General features: G+C 70.8%; 12 protein-coding genes. 4 read left to right on the forward strand and 8 right to left on the reverse strand.

Going from position 1 to position 15,074, the window contains the following annotated elements; genetic code table 11:
• Positions 1-39: 39 nt before the first annotated feature.
• Complete coding sequence (locus tag AQJ27_RS02560; protein ID WP_067360937.1) at positions 40-522, reverse strand: GNAT family N-acetyltransferase; 483 nt, start codon at positions 520-522, stop codon at positions 40-42.
• 59 nt (positions 523-581) lie between these two features.
• A complete protein-coding gene (locus AQJ27_RS57235) occupies positions 582-755 on the reverse strand; it encodes a hypothetical protein (protein WP_167552106.1) in 174 nt (57 codons plus the stop codon).
• A 568-nt stretch (positions 756-1,323) separates the two neighbouring features.
• On the opposite strand from AQJ27_RS57235, the gene AQJ27_RS02565 reads away from it, so the two are divergent.
• The 4 genes from AQJ27_RS02565 to AQJ27_RS02580 all read left to right on the forward strand — a co-directional run bounded on the left by AQJ27_RS02565 (position 1,324) and on the right by AQJ27_RS02580 (position 5,634).
• Positions 1,324-2,592: a permease gene (locus AQJ27_RS02565; RefSeq protein ID WP_079064740.1), complete on the forward strand. Its 1,269-nt coding sequence runs from the start codon at positions 1,324-1,326 to the stop codon at positions 2,590-2,592.
• A gap of 106 nt (positions 2,593-2,698) precedes the next feature.
• Positions 2,699-3,154 carry a hypothetical protein gene (locus AQJ27_RS02570; RefSeq protein WP_067360939.1) on the forward strand — a complete coding sequence of 152 codons (456 nt, stop codon included), beginning with the start codon at positions 2,699-2,701 and terminating at the stop codon, positions 3,152-3,154.
• Positions 3,155-3,179: 25 nt separating this feature from the next.
• The gene (locus AQJ27_RS02575; RefSeq protein WP_067360942.1) at positions 3,180-3,980 is read left to right on the forward strand and encodes an SDR family oxidoreductase; all 801 of its coding nucleotides are present in this window, start codon (positions 3,180-3,182) and stop codon (positions 3,978-3,980) included.
• Between the two features lie 46 nt (positions 3,981-4,026).
• Positions 4,027-5,634, forward strand: a complete 1,608-nt coding sequence (locus AQJ27_RS02580) for a serine hydrolase (protein ID WP_096239707.1) — start codon at positions 4,027-4,029, stop codon at positions 5,632-5,634.
• A 32-nt stretch (positions 5,635-5,666) separates the two neighbouring features.
• Here the strand turns inward: AQJ27_RS02580 and AQJ27_RS02585 are convergent, their stop codons facing one another.
• The 6 genes from AQJ27_RS02585 to AQJ27_RS02610 all read right to left on the reverse strand — a co-directional run bounded on the left by AQJ27_RS02585 (position 5,667) and on the right by AQJ27_RS02610 (position 14,996).
• Complete coding sequence (locus tag AQJ27_RS02585) at positions 5,667-7,190, reverse strand: SDR family NAD(P)-dependent oxidoreductase (RefSeq protein ID WP_235613408.1); 1,524 nt, start codon at positions 7,188-7,190, stop codon at positions 5,667-5,669.
• Between the two features lie 124 nt (positions 7,191-7,314).
• Positions 7,315-8,652: a wax ester/triacylglycerol synthase family O-acyltransferase gene (locus tag AQJ27_RS02590; RefSeq protein WP_067360948.1), complete on the reverse strand. Its 1,338-nt coding sequence runs from the start codon at positions 8,650-8,652 to the stop codon at positions 7,315-7,317.
• 262 nt (positions 8,653-8,914) lie between these two features.
• Positions 8,915-11,521 (reverse strand): glycoside hydrolase family 2, encoded by a 2,607-nt coding sequence (locus AQJ27_RS02595; protein WP_067360951.1) that lies wholly within the window; start codon positions 11,519-11,521, stop codon positions 8,915-8,917.
• 178 nt (positions 11,522-11,699) lie between these two features.
• On the reverse strand, positions 11,700-12,920 hold the full coding sequence (glgC, locus tag AQJ27_RS02600) for a glucose-1-phosphate adenylyltransferase (protein WP_054234963.1): 1,221 nt from the start codon (positions 12,918-12,920) through the stop codon (positions 11,700-11,702).
• An 81-nt stretch (positions 12,921-13,001) separates the two neighbouring features.
• Positions 13,002-14,153, reverse strand: coding sequence for a glycogen synthase (gene glgA, locus AQJ27_RS02605; RefSeq protein WP_067360954.1), 1,152 nt, complete (start codon positions 14,151-14,153; stop codon positions 13,002-13,004).
• Positions 14,154-14,234: 81 nt separating this feature from the next.
• On the reverse strand, positions 14,235-14,996 hold the full coding sequence (locus AQJ27_RS02610) for a (2Fe-2S)-binding protein (protein ID WP_201264233.1): 762 nt from the start codon (positions 14,994-14,996) through the stop codon (positions 14,235-14,237).
• Positions 14,997-15,074 lie beyond the last annotated feature (78 nt).

Raw genomic sequence — 15,074 nt, forward strand, 5'->3', positions numbered from 1 at the left:
CATGCTGGGGCCTCACAGCGCCTTGTACACGCAGGGGCTTCACAGCGCCTTGTACATGATGTGCAGTCCCACCCGCCCGTGTCGAGGATGCTCGTAGGCGTCCGGCACGGTGCCGAGGATCGTGAAGCCGAGCGCCGTCCACAGCTTGACGGCGGGATTGGTCTCCACGACGGCGTTGAAGACCATGCCCCGGTAGCCGTCGGCCTTCGCCGCGGCGAGGATGTGCTCGGCGAGCGCGCGCCCGATGCCGAGCCCGGCGTGGTCAGGGTCGACCATGAATCCGGCGTTGGCGACGCGGGCGGCGGGGCCGCCGTAATTGGGGGTGACATAGGCCGAGCCGACGACCGCTCCGGTGACGTCCTCGGCGACGTACACACGCTTGCCCGGTGCCATCCACAGGGCCCGGGCCGCCTCCTCGGAGGTGCCCGGGTCCCAGGTGTAGGTCTCACCCGCGGCGACGATCCGGTGCCAGAAAGGCCAGATCCGCGGCCAGTCGTCGGCCGCGGCTTCTCTGATCAGCATGGACGTGAGTCTGGCACGCCCATGCCGTCAGCGATCGCGATGAGTCCCGCCGCGAGCGGTCAGTCCACGCTGGGCAGGATGTGGGGCTCGGCCAGGTCGTCCTCGTAGCCCGCCAGGCGGATCGGGGCGGACCTGGCCCACACGTCGAGGCTGCCGAGCTTCTTCTCGGGCCGGCCTCCGCGCTCCGCGAGTTCCTTGGGGCGCTGATCGCGATTCGTCTTCTCCGGTGTCACCGCGCACTCCTTATGTGTCGGGTCACCCTCGGGACGTACAGGGCCAGTCTGCTTCCGGTCGCCTGACATCCCCTCGGGTCTGAGTCGAAGGCAGTTAAGGACGCGGTGGCGCCGGTAACTCGGTTGAGAGCAGTCCGTGGTGACCGGCTGTCCCGGGACGGACCTTGGGTGTGGGTGGAACCCCTGCAGGCTGTCCGTCCGGTACAGGGTAACCAAATGAGCGGGTCCCCGCTCGATGGGGCTGAAAACACGAGGTAACCGTCTCGCGTCGTTCAGTGTCCATCGGTCCTCGATCTGGGTCTATTTGATGATGTATCCCCCCTCGCACGCCACCCGTTCGGCATAGCGCCACACCTCCCGCGACCAGGCCGGGAAGGCTCAACCCGGCGCCCGGACAGGGGTGATGGGCCGACCCGCGGAGCCCCGGCCTCCTTTTGGGACGACCCTCCAAAGTCTTTGCGGAACCTTGAACCGGCCCGACCCGCCCGATCACCACCCGGCATCTGATACCCCTAGGGGGTATAGTCCCGCATGAATCGGGGAAGCCGGACGGGAAAGAGTGAGGCCGATGCACGCGATCCTGCACGCACTGTCCATCACCGGGTCGATGACCTGGGAGATCACCTGGGCGCTGATCCTGGGATTCGGCCTCTCCGCCGTCGTCCAGGCCGTGGTGCGCCGCGCGACGATCGTGCGACTGCTCGGTGACGACCGGCCGCGGACCCTCACACTGGCCGCGGGGCTCGGTGCGGCGTCCTCGTCCTGTTCGTACGCGGCCGTCGCGCTGGCGCGCTCACTGTTCCGCAAGGGCGCGAACTTCACCGCGGCGATGGCGTTCGAGATCGCCTCCACCAATCTCGTCGTCGAACTCGGCGTGATCCTGGCCCTGTTGATGGGCTGGCAGTTCACGGTCGCCGAATTCGTCGGCGGCCCGATCATGATCGTGGTGCTGGCCGTGCTCTTCCGGATCTTTCTGCGCGAACGGCTGCTGCGCGAGGCCCGGGAGCAGGCGGAGCGCGGGCTCGCCGGGTCGATGGAGGGGCATGCCGCGATGGACATGTCGATCCAGACGGAGGGCTCGTTCGCGCGGCGGCTGCTCTCGCGCGACGGCTACACCTCGGTCGCACACGTGTTCGTCATGGAATGGGCGGCGATCCTGCGCGACCTGGTGATCGGTCTCCTGATCGCGGGCGCGATCGCGGCCTGGGTGCCCGACGCGTTCTGGCAGTCCCTCTTCCTGGACGGCCACCCGCTCGCCGCGAAGCTGATCGGCCCCCTGATCGGCCCGCTCGTGGCGATCGCCTCGTTCGTCTGCTCCATCGGAAACGTGCCGCTGGCCGTCGTGCTGTGGAAGGGCGGGATCAGCTTCGGCGGTGTGGTCGCGTTCATCTTCGCCGACCTGCTGATCCTGCCGATCCTGAACATCTACCGGAAGTACTACGGCCTCCGGATGACCGGCTTCCTCCTGGTCACCTTCTACACCGCCATGGTGGTGGCCGGATACGTCGTGGAGTTCCTCTTCGGCGGCCTCGGGCTCATCCCCGACCAGGCCGACGCGACGATCCCCATGGAGGGCGTCTCCTGGAACTACACGACCTGGCTCAACATCGTCTTCCTGCTACTGGCGGCGGCCCTGGTGTGGCGGTTCCTGCGCACGGGCGGCCCGGCGATGCTGCGGATGATGGGCGGGGCACCGGAGCCGGAGGGCCACAGGCACGGGACGGCGGGAGCGGAAGGCCACGGGACCGCGGGAGCGGAAGGCCACCACCACGGCGCACCTGCGCCGGAAGGCCACGGGCACGGGACTCCGGGGGCCGAAGGCCACGGGCACCACTGAACACGGCGCGCAGTTCAGGTCCCGTTGGCCGATTCGCAAGGCAGCCATGATCTGCTGGCGCCCGGAAACGGCTTTTTCCCGCGGGAGGACTCGGGAGGACTGACGCATGGAGCTGCGCAGTGTCGAGGAGCTGATGGATCTGCTGCACGCCTGCCGGGGCGCCCGGGACACCCCGGGCCGCTGTGGCGGCCGAGTGGATCTGCACGACCACGCCCTACAGACCGCCGCGCTCCTGCGCCGAAGTCGTCCCGCGGACAAGGAACTCCAGGTGGGGGGCCTGGTCCACGCCGTAGGGCAACTGCTGCGGCCCGGCGACACGGCCGGACACGCCGACCTGACGGCGGACCTGGTCCGGCCGCTGCTCGGCGAGCGGGTCTCCCGGCTCGTCCGTCTGCACGCCGGCGGATGGGCCGACGACGCCGACGCCGACGACGTGCTGAGCCTGCGCCACGCGGACGAGTCGGGCAGGGTCCCCGGTCTCGACGCCGGGGTCCTGGAGGACTGGCGCACGGTGCTGGAGCTGGTGGCGGCGCAGCACTCGCGGCTCGGGGCTGTCGACTGACGGTCCGTCATGAGACGGTACGCGGATGACGACGCCGTACGGGCTTGAGGGCAGGAGCGCCATCGTCACCGGGGCCTCGCGCGGGATCGGTCTCGCCGTCGCCGAGGAGCTCTCCCGGGCGGGGGCGCGGGTGTGTGTGACGGCCCGGGACCCGGACGCGGTGGGCCGGGCCGCCGAACGGCTCGGCGGCGTCGGACTCGCGGGCTCGGTGGCCGATCCGGCGCATCTGCGGGAGCTGACCGAGCTGGCGCTGCGGGAGTTCGGGCGGATCGACGTCGTGGTGAACAACGCCGCGACCAACCAGCCGTACGGCCCGCTCATGGACGCCGATCCGGACCGCTGGCGCGAGGCGTTCACGGTCAACGTCGAGGCCCCGCTGCGGTTGGTGCAGTGTGCCTGGCGGGCCTGGATGGGCGAGCACGGCGGTGCGGTCGTGAACGTGTGCACGGAGGGCGCCGGGCATGTGGGGCCGAACGTGGGGGCGTACGGCACCAGCAAGGCGGCCCTTCTCCACCTCACCCGGCAACTCGCCGGAGAACTCGCCCCGAAGGTGCGGGTGAACTCCGTCTCCCCGGGGCTCGTCCGCACCGAGATGGCCCGGTTCGTCTGGGAGGACGCCGAGGACGCGCTCGGCGCGGGGCTCCCGCTGGGCCGGATCGGCCGGCCCGAGGACATCGCGCGGGCGGTGGTCTGGCTTGCCTCGGACGCGGCCGGGTGGATCACGGGCGCCGATCTGCTGGTCGACGGAGGGACCCGGGTCCGGTCCGCGCACTCCCCCGCCGACACCGTCCACGACCGCCTGCGGACCCGCGCGCCCGACGCATAGCGGTCTCCGCAGGACAAAGCCTGACAGTGCGCGTTCAATGGTGACCATGGGTGTGCGACGACGGGCGGGACACCACCGATGCGCGGCGCTGATCGCGGCCGCCGCGACCGTCCTGCTCGGCGCGGGCCACACCCCCTCCGCCGTAGCGGCGGCCCCGCCTCCCCAGCCGCCTCCGCAGCTCACCCGGGCCAAGGTCGACGACGCCGTCGGCAAGCTCGACGGCATCGTGCGGGACGCCATGAAGAAGACCGGCGTTCCCGGCGTCGCCGTGGCCGTCGTCCACAAGGGCCGCGTGGTGTATCTCAAGGGCTTCGGCGAGCGTCGGGTGGGACGGTCCGGGACCGTCGACCCGGACACCGTCTTCCAGCTCGCGTCCTTGTCCAAGCCTCTCGCCTCGACCGTCGTCGCGGGGGTCGTCGGCGGCAGGACGCTCGCCTGGGACGACCCCGTCGCGGCGCATCTGCCCGGCTTCACGCTCAAGGACCCCTGGGTCACGGCACACGTCACGTACGCCGACCTCTTCTCGCACCGCAGCGGACTGCCCGACCACTCCGGTGACCTCCTCGAAGACCTCGGCTACGACCGGACGTACATCCTGGACCACCTGAAGTACGAGCCGCTCGGCCCGTTCCGCGCCGGTTACGCCTACACCAACTACGGGGTCACCGCCGCGGCCCAGGCGGTCGCGAACGCGAAGGACACCTCCTGGGACAAGCTCTCCCAGGACACGCTGTACGGCCCCGCAGGCATGAAGAACACCAGTTCCCGCTTCTCCGACTACGACCGGGCCAAGGACAAGGCCGTCACCCATGTGAAGAACACGGACGGCACCTGGCAGCCGAAGTACGTCCGGGACGCCGACGCCCAGTCGCCCGCGGGCGGCGCGAGCTCCACGGCCCGTGACATGGCCACCTGGATGCGACTGCAACTGGCGAACGGGAAGCTGGACGGCAGGCAGGTCATCCCCGCCGCACCGCTGGCGCGCACCCATCTGCCCGAGATCGTCGCCCAGCCCCCGCGGGCCCCGGCGGGCCGCGCGGGCTTCTACGGCCTCGGCTGGAACGTCGGCTACGACGACCAGGGCCGGCTGCGCCTCAGTCACTCCGGCGCCTTCGAACTAGGCGCCAACACCAATGTGACGATGCTGCCCGGCGAGCAGCTCGGCATCGCCGTCCTGACCAACGGGGCGCCGGTGGGCCTGGCCGACTCGGTCGCGCTGAACTTCTTCGACACCGCCCAGTACGGGAAGCCCACGACGGACTGGCTGCCCCTGGTCGACCGGGTCTACCGGCAGCAGGAGCAGCAGGGCCGCTCCCCCACCGACTACGCCAGACCCCCGCGGAACGGGGCCGTGGCCCGCGCCGCCGACACGTACACGGGCACGTACGACAACGCCTACTACGGTCCGCTGACCGTCACAGCTGCGAACGGCGAACTCAGCATGAGCCTGGGCCCGAAGCACACGACCTTCCGGCTCACCCACTACGACGGCGACACCTTCGGTTTCCGGACCGTCGGCGAGAACGCGACCGGGCTCTCGGGGGTGACCTTCAAGGTCGGTTCGGGTTCACCGGGTTCCGGCGGCTCGAAGGCGTCGCGGGTGACCGTCGAGGCCTGGGACCACGACGGCCTGGGCACCTTCACCCGTGGCTGAGGACTCGGTCTCACCCATGACTGAGGGCGCGGTCACCACTTGCCGGGCGCGTAGTCCTTCATGAAGACGCCGTACAGGTCCTCGCCCTGTTCGCCGCGCACGATCGGGTCGTACACCCGGGCCGCGCCGTCGATCAGGTCGAGCGGGGCGTGGAAGCCCGCGTCGGCGAGACGCATCTTGTCGGGGTGCGGGCGCTCGTCGGTGATCCAGCCGGTGTCGACGGCGGTCATCAGGATGCGGTCCTTCTCGAACATCTCCTGGGCGCTGGTGCGCGTGAGCATGTTCAGGGCGGCCTTGGCCATGTTGGTGTGCGGGTGGCCCGCGCCCTTGTAGCCGCGGTTGAAGACGCCCTCCATGGCGGAGACGTTCACGATGTACGTGCGGTCGGCCCCGGAGGCCGCCATCGCCGCGCGCAGCCGGCTGATCAGGATGAAGGGGGCCGTCGAGTTGCAGAGCTGGACCTCGAGGAGCTCGACCGGCGTGACCTCCTCGACCGACTGGATCCAGCTGTTGGTGTCGTGCAGGTCGGGCACGAGCCCACCCGCGTCGATGGCCGTACCGGCCGCGATCCGCTCCAGGGAGGCCGAGCCGGACACCAGGGCCAGGTCGGTGACGTCCTGCGCGGTCAGCGCGCCGCCCCCGGCGACCGGGAGCGCGGCCACCGCGCCGGAGCCGAAGGTGCCGATGACCTCGGCGGGCGGCAGCTCACCGGCGGGCAGCGGGCCGGACTCGGCGGCGAGCAGCTCGCTGTAGGCACCCGGGGAACGGCGAACGGTCTGGGCCGCGTTGTTGATCAGGATGTCCAGCGGGCCCTCGGCGGCGACCGAGTCGGCCAGGGCCACGACCTGCGCCGGGTCGCGCAGGTCGATGCCGACGATCTTCAGACGGCCGATCCACTCGTCGCTGTCGGGCATGGCCTTGAAGCGGCGGATCGCGTCGTTGGGAAAGCGCGTGGTGATGGTGGTGTGCGCGCCGTCGCGCAGCAGCCGCAGCGCGATGTACATGCCGATCTTGGCGCGGCCGCCGGTGAGCAGCGCGCGCTTGCCGGTGAGGTCGGCGCGGGCGTCGCGGCGGGCGCGGTTCTCGGCGGCGCAGTCCTGGCAGAGCTGGTGGTAGAAGTAGTCGACCTCGACGTACCGCTTCTTGCAGGTGTAGCAGGAGCGCGGGCGCTGGAGTATCCCCGCGATCTCGCCGGCGTCGGTGACGGACGAGGGCAGGATGCCCTCGGTCTCGTCGTCGATGCGCTGGGCGGAACCGGTCGCGGTGGACTCGGTGACGGCCTTGTCGTGGGCGGTCTTGGCGGCCCTGCGCTCCTGGCGGCGGCGCTGCTTGACCGTGCGGTAGACGCCCGCGGTGGCGCGGCGCACGGCGATGGCGTCCGGGTGGTCGACGTCGATCTTGTCGAGCTCGTCGAGCACGCTGAGGCAGACGGCCAGCCGCTCCGGGTCGATGCCCGGACCGTACGAGACCGCCTCCCCGTCCACGGCGGAAGCCGCCCGGTCGTACTCAGCCGTGTCCACGGCGAGAGCCGCCTGGCCGTCCTCTGTCACCGTCATCGCGTGTGCCGTTCCTCGGGTCTCGCGCCGCGCTCGAACCGCGCTCGCTTTCGAAGGCGGAATTTTACGGAGCAAGAGGGCAAGGCGCCAAACCCGAGATGATCACCGGTCCCCGCAGGCCGTTTCAGGGGCCGCAGGCGATGATCAGCGTTTCCACCTCCTCGGTCAGCGCGCGGGCCAGCCGGTTCAGGTCCGGCACGGCCTGTGCGTCGGCGACGAGCCCGTAGTGGACCCGTCCGCGATACGTCGACACGGCCACCGCCAGCGCCTGGCCGCGGGCCAGCGGGGCGAGCGGATAGACCTCGGCGAGCGGGCAGCCGCCGAGCTTCAGACCGAGGCTGGGCAGCGGCACGCTGGTGACCAGGATGTCGAAGAGCAGCCGGGCCGCCTGGCCGACGACGGGACCGCCGAGGCGGTGACCGAGCGGCGGAACATGGTCGGCGAGCAGCGCGACGGCGCCGGCTCCCCGGTTGGGCCCCGCGTCCTTGTTGGCGTCCATCGCCGTACGTACCGAACGGAGTCGGCCGAGCGGGTCCGGGTCGTCGACGGGAAGCCGTATCAGGTAACCGGAGAGCCGGTTGCCCTGCGGGTGCGCGGTGCGCGGGCGGCGCCTGGAGACGGGGATCAGGGCGCGCGGCGCGACACCCTCGCTGCTGTCGCCGCGTTCGTCGAGCCAGTTGCGCAGGGCGCCCGCGACGACGGCGATCAGGACGTCGTTGACGGTGCCGCCGACGCTCTTGCGGACGCGGTGCACATCGTCCAGGTCGAGGGCGACGCCCGCGATCCGGCGGGTGCCGGTGGGCTGCGAGGTGAGGGCGGGCGAGGAGCGGGCGCCGAGGGTGGCGCGGGCGACGGAACTGCCGATGTCCAGGGCGCGGCCCAGGTCGGAGAGGGTGCCGCGCACCAGGTCGGGCAGCTTGCGGACGTCCGGGAGGAGTCCGCGGGGCGGCTCCGCCGGGCGCGGGCGCGGGCGCGGCTCGGGCAGGTCCAGCGGGTCCATGAGGGCGGCGCCGAGCATCAGTGCCCGCAGGCCGTCGGCCAGCGCGTGGTGGAACTTGAAGAACACGGCGAACGAGGTGCCGTCCTCGCCGGGCAGCACATGCGCCTCCCACGGGGGCCGGCCGCGCTGGAGCGGGCGTTCCATGAGCCGGCCCGCGGCGGCGGGGAAGTCCGCGGTCGGCGCGTGCAGCCGGACGTGGTCGAGGGGTTCGAAGTCGGGCGCGGGTTCCCGGGCCGCGCTCCCGAAGTTGGGCGGGAAGGCGAGGGGCTGCCAGACGTCGCGGATCCGCATGCGCAGCCCGGGCACCCCGGCCGCGCGGACCGCGAGCAGTTCGGCGGCGTGCGCGCCCGCGGTCGGCGAGTGCGCGGAGAAGACACCGAGGGCGCCGAGGTGCATCGGGTGCTGGGCGGACTCGATGTTCCAGAACGCCAGGTCGAGTGGTGCGAGGAGATCAGGAGTCAAAGGCTTGCTCTCGCTTCGACGACAGGGTGAGCAAGCAGTCAAACCCCGACAGACGATTACGGTCAAGTACGATCAAGCTACGCTCAGTTAACAGCAGATTAAGTCCCGCCCCCCGCGAAAGGGGCGGGACACAAGGGGCACGTGAGGTCGGCTCAGGATAGGCGTCCCGACCGCGGCGCGCGCGCCGACGCGCGGCCGTGCGAAGGACCGGAAGCGCCGGGTCGCCCGAAGGACCGCGAAGGCCCTCGAAGGACCCGATGTGTCAGGTCGCCGGGCAGCCCGTGGGGGTCGCCCGGGACGCGTCGGCGATCAGCGCCTCGTGCGCCGCCCTCAACCTCCCCACGTCCGGCTTCACGACCTTGCGGTCGTAGGTGAGGAGCCCGTTCAGCTCGCCCTCCACGTCCGAGATCTGGGTGTAGACGGCGCCGTTGCTCCCCCGGCACGCGAGCGCCCGTACCTCGGCGAGGCGGGCGAGATAGTCGTCGGTGTACGTCGACGGGTCCACGTCCACGTACGACTGCTGGACCGACCAGGCGTGCCCGGGCACCGCGAGCCCGAGGCCCCCGTACTCGCCGCTGACGAGCGCGCGTCTGCCGTCGGGAGCCGGTGGCAGCGCGGGGCTCGGATAGCCGTGTTCGTCCATGATGTCGCCGGTGCCGCCGTCGGCCCCCAGGTTCAGCCCCGACATGCCGTTGACGAGACGGGTCGGATCCCAGGACTTGGCCTGGTCGGCGATGCGGCCCTCGTCGTACTGGCCCCAGCCCTCGTTGAAGGTCACCCACATCACGACCGACGGACTGCTGATGTGCTGGTCGATCATCAGTTTCATCTCCCGCTCGTACTCGGCGCGGGCCGCGGCGTTCGGGTTCACCCCGGCGGTCATGGCGGGCATGTCCTGCCACACCAGCAGACCGAGCCGGTCCGCCCAGTAGAACCAGCGGTCGGGCTCCACCTTGATGTGTTTGCGCACCGCGTTGAAGCCCATCTCCTTGTGCATGCGCAGGTCGTACGCGAGGGCCTCGTCCGTCGGCGCCGTGTACAGACCGTCGGGCCAGAACCCCTGGTCCAGCGTGGCCATCATGAAGACGGGCTTGCCGTTGAGGACGGTGCGCGGGGTGCCTTCGACCTTCTCGACGGAGATCGAGCGCATCCCGAAGTAGCTGCCGACACGGTCGCGCCCGACGCTCACCTTGAGGTCGTAGAGGAAGGGGTCGTCCGGCGACCAGAGGCGCGGATGGGCGATCTTCAGGGCCAGCGGCTGTCCGGTGCGGCCGGTGACGGTGGCGACCTTCCGCCCTCCCTCGTACGCCGTCGCCGTGACCGGCAGCCCGTCGCGCACGCCCTTCGGTTCCACGGTGAGTCGGCCGCCGTCGACGTCCGGAGTGAGCTTGAGCGAGTCGACGTGGTCCGGGGCGACCGGCTCCATCCACACCGTCTGCCAGATGCCGGAGGTCGGGGTGTACCAGATCCCGCTGGGGTCGAGGCGCTGCTTGCCGAGCGGCGGGTTCTCGCCGGACGCGGCGTCGGTCGGGTCGTACACGCCGACGATCAGTTCCTGGGTGCGGCCGGGCTTCAGCGCGTCGGTGACGTCGACGCCGAACTTGTCGTAGCCGCCCCGGTGTTCGGCGACCCTGACTCCGTTGACGTACACCTCGGACTGCCAGTCGACGGCACCGAAGTTGAGCAGGAGTCGTTTGCCCGAGCCGATGTGCCAGTCGGCCGGGACGGTGAAGGTGCGGCGGTACCACATGCGGTCCTCGTGGCGTTCGACGCCGGACAGCTGGGACTCCACGGGGTACGGGACGAGGATGTGCTCGCCGAGCGTCTTCCCGACCGGGGGCTGCTCCCCCGCGGTGGCGGCGGCGAACTGCCAGCGCCCGTTGAGGTTGCGCCAGGCGTCACGCGTGAGCTGGGGGCGGGGGTATTGCGGCAGGGCGTTGTCCGGCCCGACCTCGTCGGCCCACTTGGTGCGCAGTTCATAGGTGGAGTGGTTGGGACCGCTGCTCCAGAAGGCGCCGATCGCCTTGCCGTCCCCGGCGGCGGCGAGGCCGCCCGTGCCGTCGTAGCGCAGGTCGGCGTTGCCGCGTGCGGTGCCGGTCTTGTCGCCGACGACGGGTTCCTTGAGCGTGACGAGCAGGGATCTGGAGTCGGCGGGGTCCAACTCGACCGTCCCCAACGGCCACTTGGCGCCGCCGATCACGGCCTGGAGGTGGTCGACGACGGCGGTCGGTGGCGCGGACAGTTCCCGTGCGAAGTCGAGCTTGAGGGTGCGGCCGTCCGGCTGGACGGTGGTCGCGAGGGCGCCGTCGTAGTCGTAGCCGTCGGGCAGCAGGAACGCCGACTGCGGGATCGTCACCTTGGCGCCGCCGGGTTCGGTCCAGCGCAGATGGAGGTTGGAGCCGCCGTAGTGCTCGAAGTACTCGAGCTTGAAGTCATAGGCGTGACCTGCCGTCAGATCGATGGGCTCGGAGGTCTGTTCGCGATCCCAGTCGTCCACCCAGTGGTCGATGACGGGGCGGCCGTCGATCCAGAGGCGGAAACCGTTGTCGCCGATGATCGAGAAGGTGGTGGGGCCGCTCTTGTCCGGTACGAGTTTGCCGGTCCAGCGGATACTGACATCGTTGTCCTGGCCCGTGGCGAAGCGCAGCCGGGGTTCCAGGTCGCCGAAGTCGAGTTGCGGGTCGAAGCCGGTGGCCTTGAGTTCATGGAAGTCGAAAGCGCCGGGGGCAGACTGGGTGTAATAGTCGCCCTTCAGTCCGTGGACCGCGACGGGATCGTCGGCCACGGCGGGCACGGAGGCGAGTCCCGCGGCGCCGAGGGCCGCGGCGAGCAGTAACGCGAGTCGGTCTCTGAGTCGTCCGAAACGCACGGATCCTCCTCTTTGAGGATGGGCGTGGGCGGGTGGCGCGGCTCTTGCTCAGATGGAACAACGTTGTCACCAACGACAGTTGGCATGACAACACGGGGTTCCACTTTCTGTCCAGGGACATGACAACGGCCCCGGTGGGCACGGACGCACCGGGGCCGTCGTCGGTCACCGTCGGCCGCTACGGCACGATCCGGCCCTTGCCCAGTGCGATCACCCCGCCCTTGGAGACCGTGTAGAGATCCGCGTCCCGCTCGGGGTTGACGCCGATCGTCGCGCCCGGCGGCACCTCGACGTTCTTGTCGAGAACCGCGCCGCGCACCACCGCACCCCGCCCTATGTGGACGTTGTCGTGCAGGATCGAGCCCTGGACGACGGCTCCCGGGTCGACCACGACACCCGGCGAGAGCACGGACCGCGTGACCTGGCCCCGGATGAGACTGCCCGCGCTGACGATCGACTCGCTCGCGATGCCCCCGGCGTTGAATCTCGCCGGGGACAGCTGTCCGGAACTGGTGTAGATGGGCCAGCTGCGGTTGTAGAGGTTGAAGGCGGGGCGTTCGGCGATCAGGTCCATGTGGGCGTCGTAGTAGGCGTCGAGGGTGCCCACGTCACGCCAGTAGCCCTGATCGCGGGTGGTCTCGCCGGGCACGTGGTTGTCGCTGAAGTCGTAGAGCTGCGCCTCGCCGCGGTCGGTGAGCATGGGCAGAATCGATCCGCCCATGTCGTGCACCGAGTGCACGTCCTCGGCGTCCCGCTGGAGCGCCTCCACCAGAGCCTTGGTGGTGAAGATGTAGTTGCCCATCGAGGCGAAGACGCACTCGGGGTCGTCGGGCAGGCCCGGCGGGTCGGCGGGCTTCTCCAGGAAGCCCTCCACGGTCTGCCCGTCGGAGCCGGGGCTGATGACCCCGAAGGACGAGGACTCGGCGCGCGGCACCCGTATCCCGGCGACGGTCACACCCGCGCCGCCCTCGATGTGCTGGGCGAGCATCTGCCGGGGGTCCATGCGGTAGACGTGGTCGGCGCCGAACACCGCGATGTAGTCGGGCCGTTCGTCGTGCACGAGGTTGAGGGACTGCAGGATCGCGTCCGCGCTGCCCAGGTACCAGCGCGGGCCGAGCCGCTGCTGGGCCGGGACCGGTGTGACGTAGTTGCCGAGCAGGCTCGACATCCGCCAGGTCGTCGTCACATGGCGGTCCAGCGAGTGCGACTTGTACTGCGTCAGGACGCAGATGCGCAGGATGTCGGCGTTGACGAGATTGGAGAGTACGAAGTCCACCAGGCGGTACGTCCCGCCGAAGGTGACCGCGGGTTTCGCGCGGTCCGCGGTGAGGGGCATGAGCCGTTTGCCCTCTCCACCCGCAAGGACGATTCCCAGTACCGAAGGTCCACCGCGCCGCATGCCGCCGCCCCTCTGAGCCCGGTCGGGCCGCGCCCGCTGTGCCGGGCCGGCCCCGTTGCTTGAACTGCACCTGTTCGATGGTTACCCCGGTTTGAGGACTTCCTCGTAAAGCTGGACGGTCCGCCGGGCCACCGCGTCCCATCCGAACTCCCGCACCGCGCGCTCCCGTCCGGCCTCACCCATCCGCCGGGCGGCCCGGGGATCGGCGAGCACGGAGTCGAGGGCGAGCGCCAGACCCGCCTCGAAGTTCTCCTCGACCGGCACCAGGACACCCGTCACGCCGTCCTCGACCACCTCGGGTATCCCTCCGACCCGCGACGCCACCACGGCCGTTCCACAGGCCATCGCCTCCAGGTTGACGATGCCGAGCGGCTCGTACACCGAGGGACAGACGAAGACGGCGGCGTGCGTGAGGAGTTGGACGACGTCCGGGCGGGGCAGCATCTGCGGGATCCAGTACAGGCCCTGGCGTACGGCACTCAGTTCCTGGAAGAGATCACGGAACTCCCGGTCGATCTCGGGGGTGTCGGGGGCGCCCGCGCACAGCACCACCTGCACGGCCGGGTCGAGGTCCCGTACCGCCCGCAGCAGGTGGGGCACGCCCTTCTGGCGGGTGATGCGGCCGACGAACAGGACGTAGGGGCGGGCGGTGTCGATGCCGATGCGCTCCAGGACGTCCGTGCCGTGGTCCGGCCGGTAGAGGGCGGTGTCGATGCCGTTGTGCACGACACGCACCTTGGCCGGGTCCAGGGCGGGGTAGCAGGTGAGGATGTCCTCGCGCATGGCGCCGGAGACGGCGATGACGGCGTCGGCGGCCTCGACGGCGGTGCGCTCGGCCCAGCTGGACAGGGCGTAGCCGCCACCGAGCTGCTCGGCCTTCCAGGGGCGCAGCGGCTCCAGGGAGTGGGCGGTCATGACGTGCGGGATGCCGTACAGGAGCTTGCCGAAGTGGCCGGCGAGGTTGGCGTACCAGGTGTGCGAGTGGACGAGCTCGCGGCCTTCCAGGGCGGCGGCCATGGCGAGGTCCACGGAGAAGGTGCGCAGCGCGTCGTTGGCGCCGTCGAGCGAGGACCAGGACCGGTGACGCACGACGCCGCCCGCGGCGCCCTCTCCCCAGCAGTGCACGTCCAGGTCCGTGAGGGTCCGCAACTCCCGGGCGAGGAACTCGACATGGACGCCCGCGCCGCCGTACACGTCCGGCGGGTACTCCCGGGTCAGCAGTCCCACTCGCACGCAGAGCCCCCCGTCGTACCGGATACCGGCTGGTGCCCTTCATGGTCACCCAGAAGGGACGCTTGGGGAAGACCGCGGTTCTCAGCGGCGGCCCCGAGCCCCGCCCGGCGTCCGGCCCGGCGGGCGGTCGAAGCAGCAGTCGCCGCAGAGGCCGCCGCCGGGGAGCCGGTAGTAGAGGCAGCAGCTGCGGCGGCGCAGGGTACGGGGGTCGACGGTCGCGGACAGGTCGGGATGCGTGAACAGGTCGGCGGCGAGGGCGCGGGCCCGATCGGCCACGTCCGTACGGCCGTTGGCCTCGGCCCAGCGGTGCAGCTGGCGCCAGGCACCCGCGAGCGCCGAGCCCGCGTTCCCCCACAACAGGCCCTCCGACACGCGGTGTCGGGTGCGCAGAGCCGCCGTCAGCGGGGCCAGGTGGCCGTCCCGTACGACCTCGCCGATCGCCGCCGCCGGCAGGGCGCGCACCTCGGACAGCCACAGGTCGTCCGGAGCGCTGCCGTCCGGATCCCACCGCAGCAGCCCCGGGTCGAGGTCCGGCAGCTGCCCGTACAGCGCGGCGGCACCGAGCGAGACCGACCACAGACGGGCCGCGAGGCCCTGTTGCGCCACCGAGACAGCGATCCGGGGCTCGGGCGCCCGCAGACTCGCCGCGACCTTCCGGACGCGAAAATTCAGAGGATCCGACCAGACATCTCTGGGATCATCGTCCCGGGGAGACGCGTACGCCTGTGCGAGCGTCGGCAGCGGGGCACGCGGCGGTACGCCGGTGCGTAGTACGAAGAAGCCGCCGAGCGAGCCGAGCGCCGCGAGTTCCGGGTCGAGGTCCACGAACAGCAGTAGTACCAAGCCCCCTAGGGGTTCTCACCGGAGGGTCCCCCTCTCATGTCGCCCACCCAGGGGAGGACATGGGGCGAGTTGTACTCC

It is taken from the genome of Streptomyces olivochromogenes, from assembly GCF_001514115.1.
Lineage (GTDB): Bacteria > Actinomycetota > Actinomycetes > Streptomycetales > Streptomycetaceae > Streptomyces > Streptomyces olivochromogenes.